This is a genomic window from Oryzomicrobium sp., assembly GCF_036820405.1.
In the GTDB taxonomy this organism is placed as follows: domain Bacteria; phylum Pseudomonadota; class Gammaproteobacteria; order Burkholderiales; family Rhodocyclaceae; genus Oryzomicrobium.
In genome coordinates, this window is record NZ_DAISLS010000003.1 from 190,823 (window position 1) to 216,587 (window position 25,765).

The 25,765-nt window shown below is 66.8% G+C and carries 21 protein-coding genes; 7 read left to right on the forward strand and 14 right to left on the reverse strand.

Going from position 1 to position 25,765, the window contains the following annotated elements:
- Positions 1-127: 127 nt before the first annotated feature.
- Both V7Z98_RS03960 and V7Z98_RS03965 read right to left on the reverse strand, forming a co-directional pair.
- A complete protein-coding gene (locus V7Z98_RS03960; protein ID WP_293263334.1) occupies positions 128-349 on the reverse strand; it encodes a DUF3820 family protein in 222 nt (73 codons plus the stop codon).
- Between the two features lie 58 nt (positions 350-407).
- Positions 408-866: a MaoC family dehydratase gene (locus V7Z98_RS03965; protein WP_334157070.1), complete on the reverse strand. Its 459-nt coding sequence runs from the start codon at positions 864-866 to the stop codon at positions 408-410.
- 208 nt (positions 867-1,074) lie between these two features.
- Between V7Z98_RS03965 and V7Z98_RS03970 the strand changes: the two genes are divergently transcribed.
- Positions 1,075-2,856 carry an anti-phage dCTP deaminase gene (locus V7Z98_RS03970; protein ID WP_334157071.1) on the forward strand — a complete coding sequence of 594 codons (1,782 nt, stop codon included), beginning with the start codon at positions 1,075-1,077 and terminating at the stop codon, positions 2,854-2,856.
- 99 nt (positions 2,857-2,955) lie between these two features.
- Here the strand turns inward: V7Z98_RS03970 and V7Z98_RS03975 are convergent, their stop codons facing one another.
- Positions 2,956-3,600: a protein phosphatase CheZ gene (locus V7Z98_RS03975; protein WP_334157072.1), complete on the reverse strand. Its 645-nt coding sequence runs from the start codon at positions 3,598-3,600 to the stop codon at positions 2,956-2,958.
- A gap of 359 nt (positions 3,601-3,959) precedes the next feature.
- Here V7Z98_RS03975 and V7Z98_RS03980 point away from each other — a divergent pair, with 359 nt between their 5' ends.
- Entirely contained in the window at positions 3,960-5,033 is a 1,074-nt protein-coding gene (locus V7Z98_RS03980; protein ID WP_334157073.1) for an RNA methyltransferase, read from the forward strand.
- Positions 5,034-5,168: 135 nt separating this feature from the next.
- Here V7Z98_RS03980 and V7Z98_RS03985 read toward each other — a convergent pair whose 3' ends face one another.
- The 5 genes from V7Z98_RS03985 to V7Z98_RS04005 all read right to left on the reverse strand — a co-directional run bounded on the left by V7Z98_RS03985 (position 5,169) and on the right by V7Z98_RS04005 (position 10,144).
- Positions 5,169-5,729: a methyltransferase family protein gene (locus tag V7Z98_RS03985; protein ID WP_293263342.1), complete on the reverse strand. Its 561-nt coding sequence runs from the start codon at positions 5,727-5,729 to the stop codon at positions 5,169-5,171.
- Positions 5,730-5,863: 134 nt separating this feature from the next.
- On the reverse strand, positions 5,864-6,760 hold the full coding sequence (locus V7Z98_RS03990) for a MipA/OmpV family protein (protein ID WP_293263344.1): 897 nt from the start codon (positions 6,758-6,760) through the stop codon (positions 5,864-5,866).
- A 100-nt stretch (positions 6,761-6,860) separates the two neighbouring features.
- Positions 6,861-8,258: an APC family permease gene (locus tag V7Z98_RS03995; RefSeq protein ID WP_334157074.1), complete on the reverse strand. Its 1,398-nt coding sequence runs from the start codon at positions 8,256-8,258 to the stop codon at positions 6,861-6,863.
- A 64-nt stretch (positions 8,259-8,322) separates the two neighbouring features.
- Positions 8,323-9,270: an ADP-ribosyl-[dinitrogen reductase] hydrolase gene (gene draG, locus V7Z98_RS04000; protein WP_334157075.1), complete on the reverse strand. Its 948-nt coding sequence runs from the start codon at positions 9,268-9,270 to the stop codon at positions 8,323-8,325.
- A 13-nt stretch (positions 9,271-9,283) separates the two neighbouring features.
- On the reverse strand, positions 9,284-10,144 hold the full coding sequence (locus tag V7Z98_RS04005) for an NAD(+)--dinitrogen-reductase ADP-D-ribosyltransferase (protein WP_334157076.1): 861 nt from the start codon (positions 10,142-10,144) through the stop codon (positions 9,284-9,286).
- A gap of 309 nt (positions 10,145-10,453) precedes the next feature.
- Here V7Z98_RS04005 and nifH point away from each other — a divergent pair, with 309 nt between their 5' ends.
- From nifH to V7Z98_RS04030, 5 genes are all read left to right on the forward strand, one after another.
- Entirely contained in the window at positions 10,454-11,326 is an 873-nt protein-coding gene (gene nifH, locus V7Z98_RS04010; protein WP_334157077.1) for a nitrogenase iron protein, read from the forward strand.
- Positions 11,327-11,387: 61 nt separating this feature from the next.
- Positions 11,388-12,827 carry a nitrogenase molybdenum-iron protein alpha chain gene (gene nifD, locus V7Z98_RS04015; protein ID WP_334157078.1) on the forward strand — a complete coding sequence of 480 codons (1,440 nt, stop codon included), beginning with the start codon at positions 11,388-11,390 and terminating at the stop codon, positions 12,825-12,827.
- Positions 12,828-12,925: 98 nt separating this feature from the next.
- Positions 12,926-14,449 carry a nitrogenase molybdenum-iron protein subunit beta gene (gene nifK, locus V7Z98_RS04020; RefSeq protein ID WP_293263354.1) on the forward strand — a complete coding sequence of 508 codons (1,524 nt, stop codon included), beginning with the start codon at positions 12,926-12,928 and terminating at the stop codon, positions 14,447-14,449.
- Positions 14,450-14,846: 397 nt separating this feature from the next.
- A complete protein-coding gene (locus V7Z98_RS04025; protein WP_334157079.1) occupies positions 14,847-16,046 on the forward strand; it encodes an HD-GYP domain-containing protein in 1,200 nt (399 codons plus the stop codon).
- Positions 16,047-16,110: 64 nt separating this feature from the next.
- Complete coding sequence (locus tag V7Z98_RS04030) at positions 16,111-17,763, forward strand: PAS domain-containing protein (protein WP_293263358.1); 1,653 nt, start codon at positions 16,111-16,113, stop codon at positions 17,761-17,763.
- Positions 17,764-17,851: 88 nt separating this feature from the next.
- On the opposite strand, the gene V7Z98_RS04035 is transcribed toward V7Z98_RS04030, so the two are convergent.
- From V7Z98_RS04035 to V7Z98_RS04060, 6 genes are all read right to left on the reverse strand, one after another.
- Entirely contained in the window at positions 17,852-19,861 is a 2,010-nt protein-coding gene (locus tag V7Z98_RS04035; RefSeq protein ID WP_334157080.1) for an acetoacetate--CoA ligase, read from the reverse strand.
- A 64-nt stretch (positions 19,862-19,925) separates the two neighbouring features.
- Positions 19,926-20,570, reverse strand: coding sequence for a maleylacetoacetate isomerase (gene maiA, locus V7Z98_RS04040; protein WP_334157081.1), 645 nt, complete (start codon positions 20,568-20,570; stop codon positions 19,926-19,928).
- A 31-nt stretch (positions 20,571-20,601) separates the two neighbouring features.
- A complete protein-coding gene (locus V7Z98_RS04045; protein ID WP_334157082.1) occupies positions 20,602-21,816 on the reverse strand; it encodes a multidrug effflux MFS transporter in 1,215 nt (404 codons plus the stop codon).
- Between the two features lie 7 nt (positions 21,817-21,823).
- A complete protein-coding gene (locus V7Z98_RS04050; RefSeq protein ID WP_334157083.1) occupies positions 21,824-23,527 on the reverse strand; it encodes a methyl-accepting chemotaxis protein in 1,704 nt (567 codons plus the stop codon).
- Between the two features lie 104 nt (positions 23,528-23,631).
- Positions 23,632-24,648, reverse strand: a complete 1,017-nt coding sequence (locus V7Z98_RS04055; RefSeq protein WP_334157084.1) for a fumarylacetoacetate hydrolase family protein — start codon at positions 24,646-24,648, stop codon at positions 23,632-23,634.
- A 75-nt stretch (positions 24,649-24,723) separates the two neighbouring features.
- On the reverse strand, positions 24,724-25,737 hold the full coding sequence (locus V7Z98_RS04060) for a TRAP transporter substrate-binding protein (protein ID WP_334157085.1): 1,014 nt from the start codon (positions 25,735-25,737) through the stop codon (positions 24,724-24,726).
- Between the last annotated feature and the right edge of the window lie 28 nt (positions 25,738-25,765).

The window sequence follows — 25,765 nt, forward strand, 5'->3', positions numbered from 1 at the left end:
GCGGCTGCCGTTTTCGGGCCCTGGCCCCTGCTCCAGCCCCTGCTCCAGCCCCTTCTCCGCCCCCACTCTCCCGCCCGAGCCCCCACCCCGGCGCGCCAGCCACCGGCCGCGCGCGGGCCTTCTCGCCCTACTTGCGCACCGCCCGGCGCAGGGGATCGAGCAGGGGCTTGAGGCCGTTGTGGTCCATCTCCTGCATCAACGCCAGCAGGCGGCCGATCTCGGTCTTGGGAAAGCCCTCCCGGGCGAACCAGTTCAGGTAGTTGCCCGGCAGGTCGGCGATCAGGGTGCCCTTGTGCTTGCCGAAGGGCATCGCCACCGTCACCAGCTTGTTCAGGTCGTCGGGATTCATGCCCGGGCCCCTTTCACCCTGTCCCGCATTGCCGCCATCGCCATCACTGCCACGGCACTCAGTCCTGACCGTTGGTCCGGCGCTTCAACAGGTGCATGACGATGAAGGTCAGCACCGCTTCGCCGCGCTGGTTCACCGCCACGTACTTGAGGCGGGCGATACCCCGATCCGGCTTGGACGACGACGGCTTGACCTCCAGCACCTCGATCTCGCCATGGAGCGTATCCCCCGGCCGCACCGGCGCCAGCCAGCGCAGCTCGTCGATGCCCGGCGAGCCGATGCTCGATTCGGCGAACACCCCGGACTGGATGAACAGCCGGAAGCACAGCGCCAGGGTCTGAAAGCCGCTGGCAATCAACCCGCCATAGGGCGACTCGGCGGCGGCGTTCACGTCCAGGTGGAAGGGCTGGGGATCGTAGCGCCAGGCGAAGTCGATGATCTCGGCTTCGGTCAGTGTGACGCCGGGGGTGGTGAAACGCTGGGCGGGGGTGAGGGAGTCGAGGAAGAGAGGGGACATGAGTGGTTGGAGCGTTCGGCAAGTGATGCTGCACGATACAAAAGACACCCAAGGATGTCAGCATGCAGCAATTAAGTAAAACGACGTCATTGCTAACGATTGAAGAAGAAAGGTAGTCTTATGCCCTTAGAATTTTATTCATAGCCCCCCGTGTTACTTGGACGGGGGAATGGAAAGATAAGCGCATCTATAGGATAGGGAGGGGTACATGAATTTAAAATTCACAGGTTCATTTGAAGATTTGAAAACGAAGCTTTCGTCTCTTGGGAACGATTGGAACGAAGATCAAACGAACAAGAAGGTTCTCCGTCTTAATGGCGGGGTGCTAAATTGGTTCGAAACTACGGGAACGTTGAACCTACAAGGAAAAGACCCTGGATTGGGTCTGCTAAAGGCAAGAGTCCCGCACCTACTCTACCCTGAGGAATATTGCGAAAATTCGCCAGCAGCTGAGTTGTCTACGCTAGAGGAAAAGGAAGTAGAAGCCAAACGGAGTCCGGAAATAGCTAAGGGAGTAGAGAAACTTTTTCTTAGCGGAAACTTCAGGGAGACTGAACTGGTTATAGGCATAGTGAATGCCGTTGGAACCGAATACAAGCGCGTGCTCGACCCACTGCAAGATCGCCTCAAGGGTTTTGGATATGCTGTAGAAGAAATTCGTGTCTCTAGTCTATTGAATGAACCACTGAAAGATATAAAAGAGTACGAGCGAATTAAGCACTACATGAATCAAGGTGACCTGTTACGGAAGGAAACGGAGAATAATGCTATTCTCGCTGCAGGTGCCGCTCACAAAATTAAGGAACGCCGTGATGGCGATCCTAAGAAAACCGCTTATATTATTAATTCATTAAAGCATCCTGATGAGGTGGAATTTTTGCGCAGGGTGTACGGTGAAGGATTCTATTTGTTTGGTATTCACGCGGACGAAAAGCGCAGGCTCGACTACCTTACAAACGACAAATCATTAAACCAGACTGAAGCGAATGAGTTAATCCGTATTGACGAAGACGAGAGAGTCGAGCACGGTCAGAAGACAAGGGATACATTCCACCTGTCGGATTTCTTTATCAGCCTCGGAAAAAACGACGACCAAGTAAAGAACACTCTTCAACGATTTTTAGATATTCTTTTTTCAAATCCATTCAAAAACCCAACCTTTGACGAATTTGCCATGTTTATGGCGTTCAATTCATCGATCAGGTCTAGCGATCTTTCCAGGCAAGTCGGCGCTGTTATTTCGCGTAACCAGCAAATAATCGCGACCGGAGCGAACGACACCCCGAAATATGGCGGTGGACAGTATTGGGCGGAAGTCAACCCGGAGACCGGCGAAGTCCTTGATGTAAATGACGGGAAAGATTACACCCGTGAAAAGGACTCAAACAAGGCTGCTCAACAAGATATGATCAATGAAATTGCCAGCGCGTTGATTGAAGAGTCCCTTGCAAACGAGGATAAGCTGGCGGAATTAGAAAAGGTTCTTGGTCAGAGTAAAATATCCGATCTAACAGAGTTTGGTCGGGTGGTCCACGCTGAAATGGAAGCAATTCTGTCTTGTTCGCGTATTGGAATATCGACAGTTGGCACAACCTTATATTGCACGACTTTTCCTTGTCATAACTGCGCCAAGCATATTATCGATGCTGGCATTACGCGAGTTGTTTATGTCGAGCCATATCCGAAAAGTCGGGCGCTTGACCTGCATTTTGATGCAATTTCACTCAAAACTAGTTTAGACAACAAACCAGAACAAAGCAGGGTCACGTTTGAGCCGTTTACAGGCGTTGGTGCACGAAGATTTTTAGATCTTTTCTCTATGTCGTTAGGCAGCGGTTCAAAATTAAAGCGAAAAAATAAACAAGGCGATACAGTCGAGTGGAAAAAAGATAATGCTGTCGCTCGTACGCCGCTGCTCCCCAAGTCATATTTGGATGTAGAAGGGGCGGCTGCAGATATATGGAAAGAGGTGGACCGCGGGTTCATGTGAAGGCAATGGTTTCTATCCAGTGCCAAGTTGCATCTTCTCTGGCACGCCAAAGACGATAAAAAGCAACAGGGCTGCTCTTCCCGAGCAGCCCTTTTCTTTCTAAAACCCCAAACTCTCCAAAAACCCATCCACTTCCGCCTGTGACCCAAACGCCTGCTTCTGCACTTTATCCGAGTCCATCGCCGGGCCGTTGAGCAAGCCAGTGTCTTCAGTTTTCTTGGCGGGCACGGCGCCGGTCGGGGCGGTGCGGGCGAGCAGGGTGAGGAGTTGGGTTTCCATGTCCTGGGCCAGGTCCACGATCTTCTTGATGACCTGACCGGTGAGGTCCTGGAATTCCTGGGCGAGCATGATTTCGCTGAGCTGGGCCTTGGTGGCGGCGGCGGTGTCGTCGGCCTGGGCCAGGTAGGCCCGGGTGCGGGCCAGGGTGGCCTGGTAGTCGGCGCTGTCGCGGCGCTTGTCGGCCACCCGGTCCCAGTCGGCGAGCAGTTGCCGGGCGTCCTGCTGTAAGTGGTCCTGGCCGGGGGTGGCGGCGTCCACGGCGTTGAGCACCCGGGAGACGGCCTGCTCGGTCATGGAGAGGACGTAGTTGAGCCGTTCCCGGGCGTCGGGGATGGCGTCGGCGGTGCGTTCGAGGGCCTGGAACTGGTGCTCGCGGCCGAGCACCTGCAAGGTCTCGTGCAGGTCCCGGGTCATCTTGCCCAGTTGTTCGAAGACGTGCTGCTGGTCGGGGGTGCCGGTGGTCATGGCGGTGGGGGAATGGGGTGGCGAAGTCCATAACCATAACGCATAGCCCGCCGCCGCCCCAGCCCTCTGCACGGGGCCGGTTTGGCGGGCATCCCCAAACCCCAGGCGGGGCGCGGACTTCCAGAGGCCCATCGCGCAGCGCAAGGCGGGGCGCGGCGTTTGCGAGGGACCCCGTCAAAGTCCGCGCCAGTAGCGGACTTTGGGCTGGTGCCCGGCGGGGCGGGCGCGGCGGCGGATTTGGTGCTAAGGTGCGCCGTTTTTCGCGCCGCCCCGGCTGTCGCCCAACCCCGGGCCTGGGGCCCGCTCCGCTGCTTGCGCACCGCTTTCACGTCCCTTTACGCCCCGTCCGCCCTTTCGCCGTGTCCAGCCCCACCACCCCCGCCTCCACTCCGCTACGCATCGACGACCTGCGCCAGCGCCTGCGCGCCCTGGGCGCCAAGCCCTGCCACGAGGATCGGGTGCTGCGTTCCTGGTTGCAGGCGGCGCCCCTGGACAGTGGCGCCCGGCGCCGCCGCGCCGAGGATTTTTTGCCCCTGGGGGTGCGCGACGACCTGCCGGCTTTGCAAGCCGATCTAGACGCCCTGGCCGCGGTGCGCGCCGAGCATCCGGGCGGCGACGGCTCGGCCCGCCTGTTGGTGGCCCTGGCCGACGGCCAGACGGTGGAAAGCGTGCTGCTGCCCCGGGACGGGCTGTGCGTGTCCACCCAGGTGGGCTGCGCGGTGGGCTGCGTGTTCTGCATGACCGGCCGGGAAGGGCTGCTGCGCCAGGTGGGCAGCGCCGAAATCGTCGCCCAGGTGGTGCTGGCCCGGGCCCGGCGGCGGGTGAAGAAGGTGGTGTTCATGGGCATGGGCGAGCCGGCCCACAACCTGGACAACGTGCTGGAGGCCATCGACCTGCTCGGCACCGTGGGCGACATCGGCCACAAGAACCTGGTGTTTTCCACCGTCGGCGATCCCCGGGTGTTCGAGCGCCTGCCGCGCCAGGCGGTCAAGCCGGCCCTGGCCTTGTCGCTGCACACCAGCCGGGCCGACCTGCGCGCCGAACTGCTTCCCCGGGCGCCGCGCCTCACCCCGGACGAGCTGGTGGAACTGGGCGAGGACTACGCCCGGGCCACCGGCTACCCGATCCAGTACCAGTGGACCCTGATCGAGGGGGTCAACGACAGCCCGGCGGAAATGGACGGCATCGTCCGGCTGCTCAAGGGCAAGTACGCGATCATGAACATGATCCCCTACAACACGGTGAGCGAGCTGGGCTTCAAGCGCCCGGACTGGGCCCGGGCCGAGGCCCTGGCCCGGGAGCTGCACGCGCGGGGCGTGCTGACCAAGCTGCGCGATTCCGCCGGCCAGGACATCGACGGCGGCTGCGGCCAATTGCGCGCCCGCAGCCTGGCCGACCCGAGCCAGCCGCTGCGGCGCATGCCCCGGCCGTAGGGCCGGGCGGCGCTGGGGCCGGTCCATCCGCCGGCCCGCGCGTTTCTCCGCGCCGCATTGCCGGCTTCATTCCCCATCCCCCGCAACCCCGTGCCAGTCGTGGCGCTTGGGCCGACGCCCCGATGTAGCGGGGGCTCAGAACACGAAGGGGATGAACATCTTGGTGCGCCGCCGGTAGTCGTCGTAGGCCGACTCGCCGAAATAGGCGGCGCACTCCCGCTCGTCGGCCCGGACGGTGGGCACCAGCAGGCAGGTGGTGACCAGGCCGGCGACCAGGCCCGTCAGGCTCGGCAGCTGGAAGAACACGCCCCAGGTCAGCAGCAGCAGGGAGGTGTACATGGGGTGGCGGATGTAGCCGAAGACGCCCGTGGTCACCAGGGTGGTGGTCTTTTCGAACTCGTACAGCCCGGCCCCGCCCTCGTCGCGCTGGGCATCGACGGCCCCCTTGAAGCGCAGGGTGAGCAGGCCCAGGGACACCATGAGGATGCTGGACAGCATCAGCACCCAGGAGGCCAGCGCATGCGGGGCGACGGAGCCGCTGCCCCAGGTTTCCCGGTTGAGCACGAGCAGGAAGAGGATGCCTTCCCAGACGAAGAAGCGGTAGAAGCCGTGGCTGCCCGGTGCGCGCAGGGGCTTGCGCGACAGCCAGGCCAGCGCGGCGGAGCCGAGGGCGAAGAGCAGAACGTCGGTATTCATGTTGTTCTTGGTGCGCCGGGCGCCCCGGAACGGGAGCGTTCAGGGGGCAAGAGAGGCGGCGCCGTTATGCCGGTGGGGGCACGGCGGGCGCCGGACGCTGGACCGCCGTCCCCTATCTTGCCCGCGCTGCCGGATCAGAGGTTCCAGGCCAGGCCGACCCAGCCCAAGTTGGCCTGGCGGGTGGCGACGATGGGGCTGCGGGCGAGGCTGCCGCCGAGGCGCGCCGACTGGATGCCGAAGACCAGGGAATATTCCGCGTTGAGCTTATAGCCGCCATCCAGCCCGGCGGTGGCGCTGGTGCTGGCTCCGGCCCGGTAGGCCGGCCGGGCCGCCGTGGCCTCGTCCGGGTTCACGCCGAAGAAGTAGTTGGCGGTGCGGGCGCCCAGGCGGTCGGCGCCGACGTAGCCGCTCAGCCGGAAAGGGCCGTCCTTGGCGAAATCCCGGTAGAGGTAGACCCGCCCGGAACCGCCCTGGCTGGAATTGGTGAGGTCGGTGAACACCGAGACGTCGATGGCCACCGGCCCCAGGTCCCAGTCGAAGGCCGGACCGCCTTCCAGGCTGTTGCGCCGCGTCGCCATGCCGGTCAGCCGGGCGCCGTCCCGGGCCTGGAAGCCGAAGCGCGGCTCCACCGCCAGCCCCAGGGCCATCTTGCGGTCGTCGCTGCCCCACAGGTAGACCCCGGCGCGCAGGGGCTCGATGTACCCCACGTCGCCGTACTGGGCAGACACCAGGGGCACCAGCCAGGTGCGCATGCCGTTGCCGCCGGTGTATTTGGGAAAGACCATGGGCCCCAGGCCCGCGGTGCCGCTCCAGGCGGACTTGGCGGGGAGCGTGGCGGGTGAGGCGTCCGCCGCGGCCGATTGGGGGCTCTGGGCGGACGGGGCCGGCGGAGCGTCCGGCTCGGCGCGCAGGGGACCGGCCGCCAGCAGCAGTGCTGCGGCAAGGCCGGCCGCCCCCAGGGCGCGGCGGGGCAGGACGGAAGAGGATGCGTGGTCGGGGCGGGCGGACTGCCCGGGCATCGCCAAAAACATGGCTACACCATGGAAATGGAATGAAGCGGGCAACCTTACCACGGCCCGGGCTGGCCACCTATCCACCCGTCGTCAAACGCGCTCCGGAGCCCCGGTCCGGCTACCCGCCGTCGCTAGGCCGCCCCGCCATGGGCGGGGTCGCGGCAACCCGCTCCCGGGCCTGGCGGTTGGCCCCCAGGGGCACCGCGCCGAGCAGCACGCCGCCCACGGCGATCAGGGCGGTGGGCAGGTCAAACTGGCTCACCGCCACCACCGCCGACGCCCACAGGGCGACGGCGCTCAGGGCCGGCCAGGCCACCATCAGCACCAGGTCGGCCAGGGACTGGCGTGCCCGGTGGCGGAAATGCCAGGCGCAGGCGAAGCCGGCCAGCCCGTAGTAGTAGGCCACCTGCACGCCGATGGCATTGATCGAGGCCTTGAGCACCTCGCCGACCCCGTGGAAGAGCAAGGACAGGAGCAACAGCAGGCAGCCCAGGCCGGCGATCAATAAGGTGGCCCAGTAGGGGCTGCGCCAGTCGGCGTGGAGCCGGGCCCAGCGCCGGTGCAGGGCGCCGTCCCGGGACTTGGCGAACATGGTGCGGGTGAACTGGAGGATCGAGGTTTCCAGGGTGCCGATGGTGGACAGCATCAGGGCCAGCACCGCCAGATAGCTCCAGGGCCGGGGAAAGAGCCGGTCGGCCACGGCGAAGATGACGTTGGTGCTGGCGTTGCGGATCTCGTCGTCCCCCAGGGCGAGCAGCGCCACGGCGGCGAAGGCGGTGAAGGCCGAGGTGATGATGACCATGGCCAGGGCCGCCCCCAACCCGGGCAGCCGGGCCGAATCCCGGGTCTCCTCGTTGAGGTTCACCGCCACGTCCCATCCCCAGAAGAAATACAGGGCGATGATGGCGCCGCTGGCGAAGGCGGCTGGGGTGAAGGCACTCGGCGCCAACTGCCCCCAGGACAGCCGGTGGGCCGCCGCCGGCCCGAAGCGCAGGGCGGCGGCCACGGTGAGCACCAGCAGGATGGCCAGCTCGATGGCGGTCATCACTGCCTGCACCGCCCCGGTGAGGGCGATGCCCCGGATCAGCACCAGGCTCACCGCCACCAGCCAGCCCATGGACACCAGGGTCACCGCCAGCTGGTCGTTGACCAGGCTGGGGCAGAGCAGCAGCAGGGTGGCGTTGCCCGCCGGGATGGTGGCCGAGACCATGAACAGGGTGGAGGCCACCAGCAGGGTCCAGCCGGCGAAGAAGCCCAGGGTGCGGTTGAAGATGCGGCTGACCCAGGCGTAGGAGGCCCCGGCGTTGGCCTCCAGCCGGTTGAGGTGCATGTAGGCGAAGGTGATGCCGAACATGATCAGCCCGCAGTAGAGCAGGCTGGCGGGGGCGAGCACGCCGACGGCGCCGATCAGGGTGGCCATGGTCGCCGAGATGCTGAAGGTGGGCGCGGTGCCGGCCACCCCCATCACCACCGAATGGACCAGGCTCAGGGCGTCCTTTTGCAGATCGTCGGCCACTCTCGCTGCTCCCGTTCATGTCCCATGGCGCCACCGCCGGCCCGGCGGGCCGCGTTCCCTGGACCTATGACCGCGCCGACGGCGGGACGTGCCCGGGCCGGTCCAGCCCGGCCAGCCGTTCCGCCTGGTCCGCCGCCGCCTGACGCGCCTCCCGGTCGAGCCGGCGCAGCCAGCGCGGCGGGATGGCGTCTTCGCCGTAGCAGGCTCCGGCCAGCATGGCGGCCAGGGCGCCGTTGGTATCGGCGTCGCCGCCCTGGTTCACCGCCAGCACCACGCAGGATTCGAAGTCGGCGGTGGAGAAGAAGGCGTGGCAGACGGTCTGCCAGGTGTCCACCACGTAGCCGCTGGCGCGCCGGGGGTAGGGGTCGAAACGGAAGGTGCGCCGCTCGGCGGCCAGGTCGTCGGCCACCCGCCGGGCAGCGTCCTGGCCCTGACCGGCAAGGAGCCGGCGGGCCATGCGGCCGAGGGCCAGGGCGGCGGCATCCGAATAGGGGTGGTGGTGGGTGAAGCGGCACTGGGCCAGGGTGTAGCGGGCAAAGCGGCTGCCCGGCCCGTCGTCCGGGTCGGACAGGGTGGCCAGCACCACCGGCAGGTTGCGCATGGCCGCGCCATTGCCCCCGTCCCCCTCGTGGGGCGTCGCTTCCAGGGAGCCCTGCTGCATATAGCGGACGATGCCGCGGCGACAGGTGTTGCCCACGTCGATGGGCCGGGTCTTGAGCCAGGCCGCGAAGTGCTCGGCCACCCGGGGCAGGCTCCAGTCCTCGCCGGCGGCCCGGGCGGCCAGGATGGCTTCCCCCAGGGCCAGGCTCATCTGGGTGTCGTCGGTGACCTGGCCGGGTTTGAGCTTGAGCCAGCCGCCCCCCACCAGGTCGCGCAGCTCGCCGTAGCGGGCGCGGATTTCGCCGGCGGTGAGGAATTCGACGCTGGCCCCCAGGGCGTCCCCCACGGCGAACCCCAGGTAGGCGCCCCGCACCCGGGCAGCCAGGTCGGGGAGAGGAGAGGTGTCGCTCATCGCCCTGTCCGCGCTACAGATAGGCCAGGCGCACCCGGAAATCGCCGCCGATCGCCAGGTATTCGCCCTCGCCACGCAGCACCGGGCCGTCGAGCAGGGCGTTGCAGAAGAGGATCTTGGAAATCGGCACCGCCACTTCGAGCAGGGTGTCGCCGAAGGTGTCGGCGGTTTCCCGGCTGTCGGTGAAGCTGACCAGGTTGTTGTGCCGGGCGATGGCCTCGCGCTTGCCGAGCCAGCACACCACCTGGTGCTCGGAGAAGTCGTTGACGCCCCGGTACAGGGTCAGGTGGCGGCAGGGCGGATAGGGCCAGCCGGGCAGACCGCCGCGGGCGGTTCGGGCCGTCCCCGCAGTACCGTGCCAGTCGCCCCAGAACAGCCACTGGCCATATTCGTAGAGCAGGTCGAACTGCTGGGCGATGGCGTTGGTGTGGTAGCGGGCAGCCATCTTCTCTTCCACGTAGGTCATCCACGCCGGAGACGGGTAGGGCCCCAGGGGCGCCTTGTGGAAAAGCGGCGCCAGGCCGAAGCGGCTTTCCACCCAGCCCTTGAGCACGGCCCCGGCCGGGCCGTTGGCGTCGAAGCCCCAGCCGTGCAGCACCTTGAGGTAGCTGGAGCGGTGGCGCTTCCTGCCCAGGCGGTCCGGCGGGTTGGGCGCATCCAGATCGAACACGGCGTTCATGTAGGCACGGAAGGCGGCCTGAGCGTCCGCCAGCCCGGCAGCGTCGCCGAGCATGCGGAACAGGGCGGCATTGGTTTCGCGCGTGCCGTGGATGGACAGCCGCAGGGGGTGGTCGTTGTAGTCCGGGCTGGCAAGCAGGCCGGTGGGCAGGCCCACCAGGTTGGTGGCGTGGCGATAAGAGTCGGGAGCGGCCATGACGGCGGCGGCAGCAAGAACCGTTCCCCTGGCCGCCGCCTCCCGCCCTTCCTCCCCAGGCCCGCGCCACGCCTGGCGTTGCGGCCATTCCGGCCACGACGGCCGGTGCCGCACTTGGAGGGAAAGTCGACAGGCGGAACGCCGTTGTCGACTTCCAGACACGGTGGAGGCGCCTCCATCGAAATGGACAAACCCACGTAAAAACAGCGGGTTGTACGCTATCGGCGCAACTGGCACAGGGCTTGCGGAAAGGTGGGTGAACCGGGAATTCCGGGCCAATTCGTCATCAACCACCCTGAGGAAATCATCATGTCTCTGCGTCAGATTGCTTTCTACGGCAAAGGCGGCATCGGCAAGTCCACCACCTCCCAGAACACCCTGGCGGCCCTGGCCGAAATGGGCCAGAAGATTCTAATCGTCGGCTGCGACCCCAAGGCCGACTCGACCCGCCTGATCCTGCACGCCAAGGCCCAGGACACGGTGCTGTCCCTGGCCGCCGACGCCGGTTCCGTCGAGGATCTTGAACTTGAGGATGTGCTCAAGGTGGGTTACCGGGACATCCGTTGCGTCGAATCCGGCGGCCCCGAGCCCGGCGTCGGCTGCGCCGGCCGCGGCGTCATCACCGCCATCAACTTCCTCGAAGAAAACGGCGCCTACGACGGCGTGGACTACGTCTCCTACGACGTGCTGGGCGACGTGGTGTGCGGCGGCTTCGCCATGCCGATCCGCGAAAACAAGGCCCAGGAAATCTACATCGTCATGTCCGGCGAGATGATGGCCATGTACGCCGCCAACAACATCTCCAAGGGCATCCTCAAGTACGCCAACGCCGGCGGCGTGCGCCTGGGCGGCCTGATCTGCAACGAGCGCAAGACCGACAAGGAATACGAACTGGCCGACGCCCTGGCCAAGAAGCTCGGCACCAAGCTGATCCACTTCGTACCCCGGGACAACGTGGTGCAGCACGCCGAGCTGCGCCGCATGACCGTGCTGGAGTACGACCCCGAGTCCAAGCAGGCCGCCGAGTACCGCACCCTGGCCCAGAAGGTCCACGCCAACGCCGGCAACGGCGTGATCCCCACCCCCATTTCCATGGACGAGCTGGAAGACCTGCTGCTCGAGTTCGGGATCATGCAGAAGGAAGACGAATCCATCGTCGGCAAGGCCAAGGTCACCGCCTGACGGGCGGTCGCGCCCCCACGGGGCGCCCCCCGAACCTTAAAACCATTCTTAGGAGAAACCCATGAGTGCGGTTCTCGACGACAAGACGCGCAACAAGGCGTTGATCAACGAGGTGCTGGAAGCCTATCCGGAAAAGGCGGCCAAGAAGCGCGCCAAGCACCTCAACGTGTATGAAGAGGGCAAGCCCGACTGCGGCGTGAAGTCCAACATCAAGTCCCTGCCCGGCGTCATGACCATCCGCGGCTGCGCCTACGCCGGCTCGAAAGGCGTGGTGTGGGGCCCGATCAAGGACATGGTGCACATCTCCCACGGCCCGGTGGGCTGCGGCCAGTATTCCTGGGGCACCCGGCGCAACTACGCCAGCGGCACCATCGGCGTGGACAACTTCGTCGTGCTGCAGGTCACCTCCGACTTCCAGGAGAAGGACATCGTCTTCGGCGGCGACAAGAAGCTGGAGAAGGTGATCGACGAGATCAACCAGCTGTTCCCCCTCGCCAACGGCATCTCGATCCAGTCCGAATGCCCGATCGGCCTGATCGGCGACGACATCGAGGCGGTGGCCAAGAAGAAGGGCAATGAAGCTGGCAAGACCATCGTGCCGGTGCGCTGCGAAGGCTTTCGCGGCGTGTCCCAGTCCCTCGGCCACCACATCGCCAACGACCAGGTGCGCGACTGGGTGCTGGACAAGGCCGACGCCCAGCACGCGGCCGGCCCTTACGACGTGGCCATCATCGGCGACTACAACATCGGCGGCGACGCCTGGTCGTCGCGCATCCTGCTCGAGGAGATGGGCCTGCGCGTGGTGGCCCAGTGGTCCGGCGACGGCACCCTGAAGGAGATGGAGAAGACCCCCAAGGTCAAGCTCAACCTGCTCCACTGCTACCGCTCGATGAACTACATCAGCCGGCACATGGAAGAGAAGTACGGCATTCCCTGGGTGGAATACAACTTCTTCGGTCCCTCCAAGATCGCCGCGTCGCTGCGGGAAATCGCTTCCCACTTCGACGACAAGATCAAGGAGAACGCCGAAAAGGTGATCGCCAAGTACCAGCCCATGGTCGATGCGGTGATCGCCAAGTACAAGCCGCGCCTCGACAAAAAGACGGTGATGCTCTACGTCGGCGGCCTGCGTCCGCGCCATGTGGTCGGGGCCTACGAGGACCTGGGCATGGAAGTGGTGGGGGCCGGCTATGAGTTCGCCCACGGCGATGACTACCAGCGCACCACCCATTACGTGAAGGACGGCACCCTGATCTACGACGACGTCACCGGCTTCGAATTCGAGAAGTTCGCCGAGACGATCCGCCCCGACCTGGTGGGCTCCGGGGTCAAGGAAAAGTACATCTTCCAGAAGATGGGCATTCCCTTCCGCCAGATGCACTCCTGGGACTACTCCGGTCCGTACCACGGCTACGACGGCTTCGCCATCTTCGCCCGGGACATGGACATGGCCATCAACAGCCCGGTGTGGGCCATGAACAAGGCGCCGTGGAAGAAGTAGGCCGCCGCCCGTCCGCATACCAGTACGACCTTCGCCTGCACGACCTGCTGCGCGACCGGTGCGGGGATGACCGTCCGGCTCGCTAAAGGAGATTCAAAATGCCGCAAACCGCCGAGAAAATCCTCGACCACAACGCGCTCTTCAAGGAACCCGAGTACCAGGAGCTGATGGCGCGCAAGAAGGCCTTCGAGGAAGCGCCGCTCACCGCCGAAGTGAAGAAGATCGAGGACTGGACCAAGTCCTGGGAGTACCGGGAACTCAACTTCAAGCGCGAAGCCCTGACCATCAACCCGGCCAAGGCCTGCCAACCCCTGGGCGCCGTGCTGTGCGCCTCGGGCTTCGAGGGCACCCTGCCCTACGTCCATGGCTCGCAAGGCTGCGTCGCCTACTTCCGCTCCCACTTCAACCGCCACTTCAAGGAACCGTCCTCCTGCGTGTCGGATTCGATGACCGAGGACGCGGCCGTGTTCGGCGGCCTGAACAACATGGTGGACGGCCTGGCCAACGCCTACGCCCTGTACAAACCGAAGATGATCGCCGTCTCCACCACCTGCATGGCCGAGGTGATCGGCGACGACCTGGACGCCTTCATCAAGACCGCCAAGCAGAAGGGCTCCCTGCCGGAAGACTTTCCGGTGCCCTTCGCCCACACCCCCTCCTTCGTCGGCAGCCACGTCACCGGCTACGACAACATGCTGCGCGGCGTGCTGCAGCAGTCCTGGAGCGGTGCCGAGCGCAGCACGGGCAACGGCAAGGTGGTGATCAACGGCGGCTTCGACGGCTATTGCGTCGGCAACAACCGGGAACTGAAACGCCTGCTCAAGGCCATGGACATCGACGGCACGATCCTGTCCGACCCGTCGGACGTCTACGACACCCCGGCCGACGGCGAATTCCGCATGTACGACGGCGGCACCACCCTGGCCGACACCCGGGCGGCCCTGGACGCCCAGGCCACCTTCCTGCTGCAGGGGTTCTCCACTGCCAAGACCGGCGAATACATCGCCGCCAAGGGCCAGGAGGTGGTGACCTTCCACAACCCGGTCGGCGTAGCCGCCACCGACGCCCTGCTGATGAGCCTGTCCCGGATCTCCGGCAAGGCCATTCCGGAAGAACTGGAAAAGGAACGAGGCCGCCTGGTGGACGCCATCGCCGATTCCCAGGCCTACCTGCACGGCAAGAGCTTTTCCCTGTTCGGCGACCCGGACATGGTGTTCGGCCTGACCGCCTTCCTGCTCGAACTGGGGGCCGAGCCCAAGCACATCGTGGTGACCAACTCGACCAAGGAATTCGTGGAGAAGATCACGGCCCTGCTGGCGGCCAGCCCCTTCGGCCAGGGGGCCAAGGTCTACGGCGGCAAGGACCTGTGGCACCTGCGCTCCCTGCTCGCCACCGAGCCGTCCGATTTCCTCATCGGCAGCTCCTACGGCAAGTTCCTTGAGCGCGACACCGGGGTGCCCCTGATCCGCATCGGCTTCCCCCTGTTCGACCGCCACCACCATCACCGCTTCCCCATCTGGGGCTACCAGGGTGGCCTGAACGTACTGGTGCGCATCCTCGACAAAATCTTCGACGTGCTCGACGCCGACCCCAAGGGCACCAGCTTCGACGTGGTGCGCTGAACCCGGCTTAACCGATTTTCCACCGGCAGCGGAAACCGGGCCTACGGGCCCGGTTTTTTCATTTTTGGCGATGCCCGGATTACCGGCCGCTTATTTGCGCCGCAATCAAACCCGGATGCAACCACCCCCCATTGCAGTTTTAAACAAAACCCTCTGAAAACCATTCGGCAATGAATATTTGTCGCAACAAATAATTCAACAAATCAAATACTTGCAAATAAAATTTGGCGGCAAACAATTAAACGACAAATACTCGCAAAAGCTGACAAAAGCTGACATTTATATAAAATACAAAAAACAAAAGACATGACGAAAAACAAAAACAGAGCACGAATACCCGGCAGAAGAACGTACCCGCAGTTTCAACGACCTTCCCGCGATATTCCGAATCTGCGCCATGTCGACAAAACCCAGGCAGGCCGTCGCCGCCGACTTCGTTCTGCACCAGCCCCTGGGCTGGCCGCTCTATGATGCCAATGGCCTCCTGCTGCTCAAGCAGGGCTACGTCATCACCATGCCCAGCCTGATCGACCGCCTGCTCGAGCGCGGTTGCTACATCGGCCCGCCCAACACCGAGCAAAAGCGCATCCAGATCGATGCGGGCGGCGACGAGGGCGAGCAAAAAGAGGGGGGCGACGATACCGCCGCGCCCCGCAAGGCCGCCCAGGCCCCGGTGTTCTTCCGCACCCTCGACCTGATCACCAGCATCCGCCGCATCCACAAGCTGCTCTGCGACCCGCCGGCCCTGGGCGTCAACATCCGGGGCTACGTGGAGGAACGGGCCGACCAGTTGATCGCCATGGTGGGCGAGGATGCCGATGCGGTGCTGGCGGCGGCCTACCTCACCACGGAAATCCCCGAGTACCGCCCGGGCCACCAACTGCTCGGCGCCGCCATCGCCGCCCTGCTGGCCCCGTCCTGCGGCATCGACGGCGCGCAGCGGCGCACGCTGGTGTGCGCCGCCCTGACCCGGGACGTGGGGCTGCACGAATTCGACCAGTCTCCCGACGGCACCAGCCGGACTCTCTCCGAAACGGCCCGGGCCAAGGTGCAGGGGCATGCCGAGCTGTCCGCCGGCATCCTCGCCACCCATGGCATCAAGGACGAGCCCTGGCTGCGCTACGTGCGCGAGCACCACGAACGCCCCGACGGGAGCGGCTATCCGGTGCACAAGCGCACCGGCGAGGCCTTGCCCGGCTCCTTCCTGCTCAACCTGGCCGACTCCTACGCCAGCATGGTCCTGACCAGCGAACGGGTCCCGGGGAAGTTTCCCGCCAACGTGATCCGGGAACTGTTCCTGGAAAAGGGCCATCGCTACGACGAACTCCACGTCACTGCGCTGTTCAAGACCCTGACCCGCTTTCCCGCCGGCACCCTGGTGTCCCTGGCCAACGGCGAAATCTGCATGGTCAAGCGCACCGCCGCCGACGGCAAGCCCATGGCATACAGCATTTATGATCGCACCGGCATGCCCCAGAGCAGCCCGGTGCTGCGCGACACCGGCCAGCCCGAATTCGCCATCACCGGCTGCGTCTCGCCGGCCAAATGCCAGTCCGCCGCCCTGATCATCCGCCGCCTCTGGCAGGCCGCCCGCTGATCCGCCGGCCTTCGTCCCATCCAGACTTCTTTTCGCCTACTTCCCGCATCCGAGCCCGAGCACCATGCGCACAAACCTCCCCGTCAGCCAGGAAGAGCATCTCGTCCCCCCCGGCATCGCCATCGTCTCCAAGACCGACCTGCGCGGCGTCATCACCTACGCCAACGACGCCTTCGTCGACATCAGCGGCTACAGCCGCGAGGAATTGATCGGGCAGCCCCACAACCTGCTGCGCCACCCCGACATGCCGCCCCAGGCCTTCGCCCACATGTGGGCCACTCTGAAGAAAGGGAATCCCTGGAAGGGCATCGTCAAGAACCGCACCCGGGACGGCGGCTTCTACTGGGTCAAGGCGGTGGTGGTGCCGGTGCGCAAGGACAACCAGACCATCGGCTACATGTCGGTCCGGGAAACCGCCAGCCGGGACGAGATCGCGGCGGCGGAACACGCCTACCGCAAGCTCGCCGCCAGCGGCGAGCCGATCAAGGCCAATCCACTGCACAACCTGCTGACCATCAAGACCGGCTTCCTGCTCGGCTCCCTGTTCGTCATCTTCCTGATGATCATGGGCGGCATCCTGGGCATCGGCGGCCTGATGCTGTCCAACGGTACGGTGGAAACCCTGTACAAGAACCGCATCGTCACCCTCATCAAGGTCGGCCAGATGGACGCCGAGGTGCGCCAGATCACGGAGGCCACCGCCAACGGCCATCCCGCCGCCCCGCTGCCGCCGGCCCGGACCATCACCGTCGCCCGCCTGCTCGCCGAGCTGGAGGGCACGCCCCTGCCCCCGAGCGGACAGGCGATGGTGCATGGCCTGCAAGCCGAATTCACCCAACTCAACCAATTGCTCAACGCCGCCCAGGAGGCCGATCCGGCCGACGGCAAGGCCGCCGCCCCCCTGATCCAGGCCAGCCTCGGCCGGCTGCAAAGCCAGATCGGCGAACTGGGGCGGACCGTCCAGGCCATTTCCGACGACGACTACATGTCCATGCGCGAACGTAACCTGATGATCGGCAAGATCGCCCTGGCCGGCATCGTCGTCGGCATCCTGGCCGTGCTGGTGGTCGGCCACTTCTTCATCCGCGACATCGTCACGCCGCTGCACGCCGCCATACGCAGTTTCGACCGCATCGCCCAGGGGGACCTGACCGGCGAGGTGGAAGTGTTCGGCAAGGGCGAGACGGGGCAGCTGATCCGGGCCAGCGCCGTGATGCAGATGCACCTGAAGGTGATCACCGACGAAATCTGCCTGGTGGCCAAGGGCATCCAGGCCCACTGCGGCCAGCTCAACCGGGCCCTGTTCGAGATCAGCGACCACTCCGAAATCCAGCACGACCGGCTCAGCCAGGCGCGCAGTACCCTGACCGAGACCCAGTCCTTCTCCCTGGACCTGGAGCAGATGCTGGGCCGGCTGCACGAGGCCGTCCAGGGCGGGAACGGCGGCGCCGGCGAACACGCCGCGGAGCTGGTGGCGCGCATCGAGAATGCCATCCGCCTGCAATCCTTCGCCTTCGAGGACTTCCTTGCCCGGGTCGACCAGTTGGCCGAACTGGTGGTGGACAACCGCCAGGACACCCAGGCCGCCTACGCCATGTCGGAACGGCTGCAAGATGCCGCCGGCCACCTCAACGAACTGGTCAGCTACTTTTCCACGACCCAGCCGCCCCAAGCCCCTCCCCTGCCTCAGGAAGCGGTAGCCCTGGAACAGGCCTGATACCTTCAACCAAGCAAAACGCCGGGTCCCCGACCCGGCGTTTTGCTTTTTAGGCAGGCGTAATCTCAAGCCGCGCTGCGGCCCTGCCCTACCCCTGCAACTCGTTCCTTCCCCGGAACTCCTCCAACGCCTCCGGATTGGCCAGGGCCTCCACGTTCTTCACCGCCTCCCCATGCACCACGTTGCGCACCGCCAGTTCCACGATCTTGCCGCTCTTGGTGCGCGGGATGTCCTGGACCTGAACCACCCGGGCCGGCACGTGGCGCGGGGTGGTGTTCTTGCGGATCTGCTCCTTGATGCGCTGGATCAGGGCCTCGTCCAGGACGGTGCCTTCCTTCAAGCGTACGAACAGCACCACCCGCACGTCGCCGGAGCCTTTCGGCCAGTCCTGGCCGATCACCAGGGCTTCGAGCACTTCGGGCAGTTGTTCGACCTGGCGGTAGATTTCGGCGGTGCCGATGCGCACGCCGCCGGGGTTGAGGGTGGCATCCGAGCGGCCGTAGATGATCAGGCCGCCGTGGGCGGTGATCTCGGCGAAGTCGCCGTGGCACCAGGTGTTGGGGAAGCGTTCGAAGTAGGCGGCCCGGTACTTGGCGCCGTCCGCATCGTTCCAGAAGCCGACGGGCATGGCCGGGAAGGGTTTCAGGCAGACCAGTTCGCCCTTTTGCTCCCGGATCGGGGCGCCGGTGTCGTCGAGGACGTCCACCGCCATGCCGAGGCCCCGGCACTGGATCTCGCCGCGCCACACCGGGCCGATGGGGTTGCCGAGGACGAAGCAGGAGAGGATGTCGGTGCCGCCGGAGATGGAGGCGAGCTGGATGTCTTCTTTGACGTCCCGGTACACGTAGTCGAAGCCTTCGGCCACCAGGGGGCTGCCGGTGGACATCATGGCTTTGAGGGTGTCGAGCTTATGGGTCTGCCGGGGTTTCAGGCCGGCCTTGGCGATGGCGTCGATGAACTTGGCCGAGGTGCCGAAGTGGGTCATGGCTTCGGCTTGGGCGTAGTCGAACAGCAGGGTGCCGGCTACGCCGTCCTGACCCGGGGCGAAGGGGCTGCCGTCGAAGAGCAGCAGGGTGGCGCCGGAGGCGAGGCCCGAGACCAGCCAGTTCCACATCATCCAGCCGCAGGTGGTGAAGTAGAACACCCGGTCATTGGGCTGCACGTCGTTGTGCAGCTGGTGTTCCTTGAGGTGCTGGAGCAGAGCGCCGCCGTGGCAGTGCACGATGCACTTGGGCACGCCGGTGGTGCCCGAGGAGAACATGATGAAGAGCGGGTGATCGAAGCCGACCCGGTGGTAGGTGGGCGTATCTACCCCGGTGTGGGGGGCGGTGAAGTCGGCCAGGGTGGCGCCGTTGGCGATGGCGGCCACCTCCCCGGCTCCGAGGGCCGGGTTGAGGTAGGGCACCACCACGGTTTTCACCACGGTGGGCAGTTTGGCCGCCACCTCGGCGTTCTTGGCCAGGCAGTCCACGGCCTTGCCGTTGTACCAGTAGCCGTCGACGCAGACGAAGACCTTGGGTTCGATCTGGCCGAAGCGGTCGAGCACGCCCTGGACGCCGAAGTCAGGGGAGGCGGAAGACCAGATGGCGCCCAGGGCGGTGGTGGCGAGCATGGCCACCAGGGTTTCGGGCAGGTTGGGCAAAAAGCCCGCCACCCGGTCGCCGGGACCGACGCCGGCGGCGATCAGGCCGGCCTGGAAGGCGGCGACCTGACGCACCAGCGCCATCCGGCTGACCCGGCGCTGGACCTTGGATTCGCCCCAGAAGACGAGGGCGTCAGCGCCGTCGGCGGGCAGGCCGGCGAAGTTGAGCAGGTTTTCAGCGTAATTCAGCTTGGCCGTGGGAAACCAACGGGCGCCGGGCATGCGGTCGCCGTTTTCCAGGACCGGACCAGGGCCCTTGTCGCCCACCACGCCAAGTTCGTTCCACACCAAATCCCAGAAGGCGGCGGGCTCGTCCACCGACCACTGCCACAGGGCGTCGTAGTCGGTGAGCGGCCGGCCGGCCCGGGCGCTGGCCGGGGTGAGGAAGCGGTGCAGCAGGGTGCCCGCCACGCGGGCGGGGGTCGGGGTCCACAGGGGCAGGTCGGCAGTGGTCATGGCAGGTCTCGGCAGATCGGGGGACGGGACGAAACGGCCGGGCGGAATCGCGCCGGCAGCCGTCTCACTCGGCGTCGGGCTGGGCTCCCGGCGCGGCGGCGCGGAAGGCGTCCAGGGTGTCGCAGTGGGCGGCGATGCGGCTCAAGGTGGGGAAGCCGCTCAGGTCGCAGTCGAAACGCTGGGCGTTGAACACCTGGGGCACCAGGCAGCAGTCGGCCAGGGTCGGGGTGTCGCCGTGGCAGAAGGTGCCGGTGCGCGGGTCGGCAAGCAGGGCTTCCACCGCCGCCAGCCCATCCATCACCCAGTGGCGGTACCACGCGTTCTTCTGCTCCGGGGTGATGCCCAGGGTGTGCACCAGATAGCGCAGCACGCGCAGGTTGTTGATCGGATGGATGTCGCAGGCGATGGTCTGGGCGATGGCCCGCACCCGGGCGCGGCCGCCCGGGTCGGCGGGCAGCAGGGCCGGCGCCGGGTGGGTCTCCTCCAGGTATTCGAGGATCGCCAGGGACTGGGTCAGCACCCCGTCGTCGCACTCCAGGGCGGGCACCGTGCCCAGGGGGCTCTTGGCCCGGTAGGCGGGCTGGTTCTGCTGGCCGCCGTCCTTGAGCAGGTGCACGGGGACGGCGGTGTAGTCGATGCCCTTGAGGTTGAGGGCGATGCGCACCCGGTAGGCGGCGGAGCTGCGGAAGTAGGTGTAGAGCGTGAGCATGGCGGGACTCCGGAAGGGCCGGGGGACGGCGTCAGGGGCTGGCGCGCCCGGCGGCATGGGCGGTGCGCACCAGGGCCAGGTAGCACAGGGGCACCAGCACGCCGCAGGCGGCGATGGCCGCCGGCAGCAGGGTCAGGGCGCCCCGGCCGCCGTCCTCCAGGCCGTGGCCGACGACGATGCCGACCAGGGCGGCGATGGACATCTGGGCAAAGCCGATCAGGGACGAGGCGGCCCCGGCCATCTGGGGATAGGGAGCCAGGGCCCGGCCGGTGGCGTTGGGCATGACCAGGCCCAACGCCACGGTGACGAACACCATGGGACCGAGCAGGGCCGCCACCGAGGCCAGGGGGCTGGCGGCCAGGGCCCACATGGCCAGGCCGGCGCCGGCACCGATGAGGCCCCCGGCGAACAGCAGCCGGTCGCTGCCGAAGCGCCCCACCAGCCGGCCGGACAGGGCCGAGCCGGCCATGTAGCCGGTGACCACCACGCCGAAGCACAGGCCGTAGGTGGCCGGGGCCAGGCCGAAATGACCGATCAGGACGAAGGCCGAGCCGGAGATGAAGGCGAACAGGGCGCTGTAGGCGAAGGACTGGCAGAGCAGGTAGCCCAGGTAGGCCCGGTCGGCGAGCAGGCGCCGGTAGTTGGCGGCGATGCGCCCCAGCCGGGTGGCGGTGGGGTCCGGGTGGGGATTGCTCTCGGCCAGCCAGCGCCAGGTGGCGGCGATCTGCAAGGCAGAGAACAGGGCCAGGGCGGCGAAGTTGGCCTGCCAGCCGAAGAACACGGTGAGCAGTCCGCCGAGGAAGGGCCCGATCAGGGGCGCCAGGGCCATGGCGCCGCTGACGTAGGCCAGCACCCGGGCGGCATCCGCCGGACCCCACACGTCGCGCACGATGGTGCGGCCGAGCACCGGGCCGACACAGGCCCCCAGGGCCTGGACCAGGCGGGCCAGGATCAGGGCCTCGATGCTGGGCGCCACGCAGCAGGCCAGGCTGGCGAGCAGGTACACCACCAGCCCGCCGAGCACCACCGGGCGACGGCCGAAGCGGTCGGCCAGAGGCCCCACCGCCAGCTGGGCCACAGCGAAGCCGGCCAGGTACACCGACAGGGTGAGCTGGGTGTGGGCGCCGTCGGTGGCGAAGGCGGCGGTGATGGCCGGCAGGGACGGCAGGTAGAAGTCGGTGGACAGGGGCCCCAGGGCCACCAGGGTGGTCAGCAGCACCGCCAGGATCGGCGTCGGTCGGCTCATGGTGTCCTCAGGTCCGGGCCGGCGCCGCCGCGCCCCCGCCGGTCAGCACCTCGGGGGGAAAGGCGGTGCGCAGGGCGCCCCAGTGGCGGCCGTCCACCCGGATCGGCAGGGCCAGTTCGGAGAGCACCTCGCCGGTGTCGCGCAGCAGGGTCTGGAGCAGGAAGGGTTCCTGGTTGCGGGCGCTGCGCAGCCCCACCGGATCGTTGTAGATGCGCTTGTGGCGGCTGAACACCTGGTCGTGCTTGGCGTCGCCGTTGAGGGGCGCGGAGAACTTGCGGTGGTGGGCCGGCATGTAGCCCTGGTTATCGCAGGCGCACACCAGCAGGGCTCCGGGCAGGCCGCCGATGCCTTCGTCGTAGATGCGTTGCAGGTCCGTCTCCACCGCCTGGTCGTAGCGGGTGGAAAACTTGGGCGGGTTGGTGTCGGGCTGGGGGCGGTACTGCTGGTCGAACACGTCCGCGCCCTTTTGCCGGTGGGCGTCCAGGCACGCCCCCACCTCCGCGGCAATGCGCTGGGCGGTGGTCAGGATACGGTCGAAGGCGCTGTCGGCGATCGAAAAGCGAGCACCCAGGGCGTACAGCCGCTCGGTCTGGCCTTGCAGGGAGGCGGCGGCCTTGGCCGATTCCCCCATGCTGGCACTGACCCGGTCGGACAGGGCCTTGATCTCCTCGGTCTGGGCGTGGATCTGGGTGTTGGCCGCCTGGATGTGGTGCAGGGAATCGGCCACCACGCCGAGCCCCTCGCCGGCCCGGCCCAGGTCGTCCACCACCGCATCGAAGTCGCCCACGGTGCGCGCCACGGCCTGGGCGGCGTGACCCGAATCGTCGCGGATGCTGGCCATCTGGACTTCGGTTTCCTCCACCAGGCGCTGCATGGTCGCGGTGCTGGCGGAGATCACCCCGGTGGCGGTCTTGACCCGCTCGGCCAGCTTGCGCACCTCGTCGGCCACCACGGCAAAGCCGCGCCCAGCCTCGCCGGCCCGGGCAGCCTCGATGGCGGCGTTCAAGGCCAGCAGGTTGGTCTGATCGGAGATGTCGTTGATCAGCATGCCGATGTCGCGGATCTCCCGGGAATGGCGCGCCAGCTCGCCCACCCGCTCGGCGGAACCGGCGGTGTCGGCGGAGATGCGGCGGATGCGCTCGCCCACCTCCTGCAAATCCCGGTGGGCGCCGCGCACCGCCCCCAGGTTGGCCTCGGTGCCGGCGCGCACCTCATCGGCGTGACGGCTGGCAGTGTCGGCGGCGGCGCTGGCCGCCCCGGTGGCGGTGACGATGGTGCCGGCCAGGGCGCACTGCTGGCCGGCCAGCCCGGCGGTTTCCTGGACCCGACGCGACAGCACGGCGCTGTCCACCGCCGCCGCGGTGCCGATGCGGCGGGTTTCCTCGACCACGTCCCGGGCGCGCCGGCGCAGCGCCTCGGCCTGGCCGGTGGTGGCGGCCCCGTCCCCCACCTCGGCCCGTTCGGCCGGGTCGGCCGGGTCGGCAGCGGCGCCGCCCGGATGCGGGGCGATTCCAGTCATGTCCGTTGCGGCCGGATTGCGCCAGGCCAGCCAGCCGGGCAGCAGCGCCGCCAGCAGGGCCAGGACGCTCTGGCCGGCGCGGGCCGCCAGGCCCCCGGCCGGGGCCAGCCACAGCCAGGCGAGCAGCGCGAGCGCGGCCAGCGCGCCGAAGCCGGCGGCCCGGCGGGCCGCCCCCTGTTGCCTGTCGGTCATGGTCTCCTCCTCGCCGGGCGCGGGGCGCGCGCCGGCCCGGGCGGTGTCCGCCCTGTTCTATGGATGCAGTGGATCGCCGGCGCCGGTCGGCGCGCAACGCCGGGTCAGCGCGCCAGGGGCGCCACCTGCTGGTCGATGGCGCCGAAGATGGAGGCGCCGGCGGCGTCCCGCATCTCGATGCGCACCCGGTCGCCGAAGCGCATGAACGGGGTCTGGGGCTTGCCGCCCTCGATGGTCTCGTACATGCGCACCTCGGCCAGGCAGCAGTAGCCGACGCCGCCGTGCTCGATGCTGGAACCGTGCAGGCCGCCCTGCTTGTTGGAGACGGTGCCGGAACCGATGATCGAGCCGGCTTCCAGCTCCCGGGTCTTGGCCACGTGGGCGATCAGCTGGGCGAAGCTGAAGGTCATGTCCACCCCGGCGTTGGGCCGGCCGAAGGGCTTGCCGTTGAGCTCGACGTTGAGGGGCAGGTGCACCTTGCCGCCGCGCCAGGCGTCGCCCAGCTCGTCCGGGGTCACCGCCACCGGCGAGAAGGCCGAGGCCGGCTTGGACTGGAAGAAGCCGAAGCCCTTGGCCAGCTCGGCCGGGATCAGGTTGCGCAGGGAGACGTCGTTGACCAGCATCAGCAGGCGAATCTTGCCGGCGCACTGGGCCGGAGTGGCGGCCATCGGCACGTCGCCGGTGATCACCGCCACCTCGGCCTCGAAGTCGATGCCCCAGTCCTCGCTCACCGCCACCACCGGGTCCCGGGGGCCGACGAAGCTGTCGGAGCCGCCCTGGTACATCAGGGGGTCGGTCCAGAACTCGGGGGGCAGCTCGGCGCCCCGGGCGCGGCGCACCAGCTCCACGTGGTTCACGTAGGCCGAGCCGTCGGCCCATTGGTAGGCCCGGGGCAGGGGCGAATGGCAGGCGGCCGGGTCGAAGGGCTGCGGGTCGGGCAGGGCGCCGCTGTTGAGCGCTTCGTAGACCTGGCGCAGCTGGGGCTCGACGGCCTCCCAGTCGTCCAGAGCGGCTTGCAGGGTACGGGCGATGGCCGGCACCGGGCGGCAGTGGGTCAGGGCGCGGTTGACGACGACCAGGGTGCCGTCGCGGCCGCCTTGCTTGAGGGTGGCGAGCTTCATGTTGCGTTTTCCTTGGTGGGTGCTGGCTGCGCCGGGCGCAGCCGGGTTCGATGGGTGTAGCGACAAGGAGCCGGCTTACTTGCGGCGCTGCTTGTCGATTTCGGCGATGACGTCCTTGACCAGGTCGGGGCCGGCTTCCTTGGCGAACTTGTCCCACACCGGGCGGACCTGGGCGCGCATCCGGGCGATCTCGGCCGGGGCCACCACGTTGACGGTCATGCCCTTGTGCGCCATGTCCTCCTGGGCGCTGCGGGCGGCGTCCCGGGCCACCTGGCGCTGGAAGGCGCGGGCTTCCACCGCCGCGTCGCGCAGGGCCTTCTGGTCGTCGGGGCTAAGCTTGTCCCAGAACTTCTTGCTCACCAGGGGCAGGAAGGCGCCGTAGGACAGCTTGGTGATCGACAGGTACTTCTGCACCTCGTTGAACTTGAGGGCGGCGATCACCGCCGTGGGCGTGGCCTGGCCGTCGATGGTCCTGGTTTCCAGGGCCGAATAGACCTCGGGCACCGCCAGGGGCACCGGGTTGGCGCCGAGAGCCTTCAGGGTTTCCAGGGAGATGGGGGCCTGCACGGCGCGGAACTTCAGCCCGGCGAAGTCTTCGAGGCGGGCTATCGGATGCTTGCTGGTGGTGGCGTTGAAGAAGCCGTTCTCCCAGTAGGCCAGGCCCACCAGGCCCTTGGCCGGCAGCTTGTCGAGCAGCTTCTGGCCGATGGGGCCGTCGAGGACGGCGTCGGCCTCCTTCTCGTTGTCGAACAGGAAGGGGAAGTCGAGGACTTCGAAGTCCTTGATCATGCCGGTCAGGGTCGAGGTCTGGGGCACCACGAATTCGATGGTGCCGCCCTGGAGCGCCGAGGTGACCTGCACGTCGTTGCCCAGGCTTGCGTTGTAGTAGACCTTGATCTGCACCCGGCCCTGGGTCTTTTCCTTGACCAGCTCGGCGAAGCGGGCGGCACCCTGGCCCTGGTGGGACTTCTCCGGCAGGGTGACGCTGAACTTGGCGTTGACGGTCTGGGCCAGGGCCGCCGCCGGGGCGGTCAGGACGGCGCAGGCGGCCAGGGCGGCGGCGAACAGATTGCGGTTTTTGCTTATCATCGTTGTCTCCTCCTTCGGTCGGGGTCGG

Coding starts and splice junctions, on each gene's coding strand:
- nifK (WP_293263354.1), top strand. CDS start 12,926: ATGCCGCAAACCGCCGAGAAAATCCTCGACCACAACGCGCTCTTCAAG.
- nifD (WP_334157078.1), top strand. CDS start 11,388: ATGAGTGCGGTTCTCGACGACAAGACGCGCAACAAGGCGTTGATCAAC.
- V7Z98_RS03965 (WP_334157070.1), bottom strand. CDS start 866: ATGTCCCCTCTCTTCCTCGACTCCCTCACCCCCGCCCAGCGTTTCACC.
- V7Z98_RS03960 (WP_293263334.1), bottom strand. CDS start 349: ATGAATCCCGACGACCTGAACAAGCTGGTGACGGTGGCGATGCCCTTC.
- maiA (WP_334157081.1), bottom strand. CDS start 20,570: ATGCTCACGCTCTACACCTACTTCCGCAGCTCCGCCGCCTACCGGGTG.
- V7Z98_RS03970 (WP_334157071.1), top strand. CDS start 1,075: ATGAATTTAAAATTCACAGGTTCATTTGAAGATTTGAAAACGAAGCTT.
- V7Z98_RS04060 (WP_334157085.1), bottom strand. CDS start 25,737: ATGATAAGCAAAAACCGCAATCTGTTCGCCGCCGCCCTGGCCGCCTGC.
- draG (WP_334157075.1), bottom strand. CDS start 9,270: ATGAGCGACACCTCTCCTCTCCCCGACCTGGCTGCCCGGGTGCGGGGC.
- V7Z98_RS04045 (WP_334157082.1), bottom strand. CDS start 21,816: ATGAGCCGACCGACGCCGATCCTGGCGGTGCTGCTGACCACCCTGGTG.
- V7Z98_RS03990 (WP_293263344.1), bottom strand. CDS start 6,760: ATGTTTTTGGCGATGCCCGGGCAGTCCGCCCGCCCCGACCACGCATCC.
- V7Z98_RS03985 (WP_293263342.1), bottom strand. CDS start 5,729: ATGAATACCGACGTTCTGCTCTTCGCCCTCGGCTCCGCCGCGCTGGCC.
- V7Z98_RS04025 (WP_334157079.1), top strand. CDS start 14,847: ATGTCGACAAAACCCAGGCAGGCCGTCGCCGCCGACTTCGTTCTGCAC.
- V7Z98_RS04005 (WP_334157076.1), bottom strand. CDS start 10,144: ATGGCCGCTCCCGACTCTTATCGCCACGCCACCAACCTGGTGGGCCTG.
- V7Z98_RS04050 (WP_334157083.1), bottom strand. CDS start 23,527: ATGACCGACAGGCAACAGGGGGCGGCCCGCCGGGCCGCCGGCTTCGGC.
- nifH (WP_334157077.1), top strand. CDS start 10,454: ATGTCTCTGCGTCAGATTGCTTTCTACGGCAAAGGCGGCATCGGCAAG.
- V7Z98_RS04055 (WP_334157084.1), bottom strand. CDS start 24,648: ATGAAGCTCGCCACCCTCAAGCAAGGCGGCCGCGACGGCACCCTGGTC.
- V7Z98_RS04035 (WP_334157080.1), bottom strand. CDS start 19,861: ATGACCACTGCCGACCTGCCCCTGTGGACCCCGACCCCCGCCCGCGTG.
- V7Z98_RS03975 (WP_334157072.1), bottom strand. CDS start 3,600: ATGACCACCGGCACCCCCGACCAGCAGCACGTCTTCGAACAACTGGGC.
- V7Z98_RS04030 (WP_293263358.1), top strand. CDS start 16,111: ATGCGCACAAACCTCCCCGTCAGCCAGGAAGAGCATCTCGTCCCCCCC.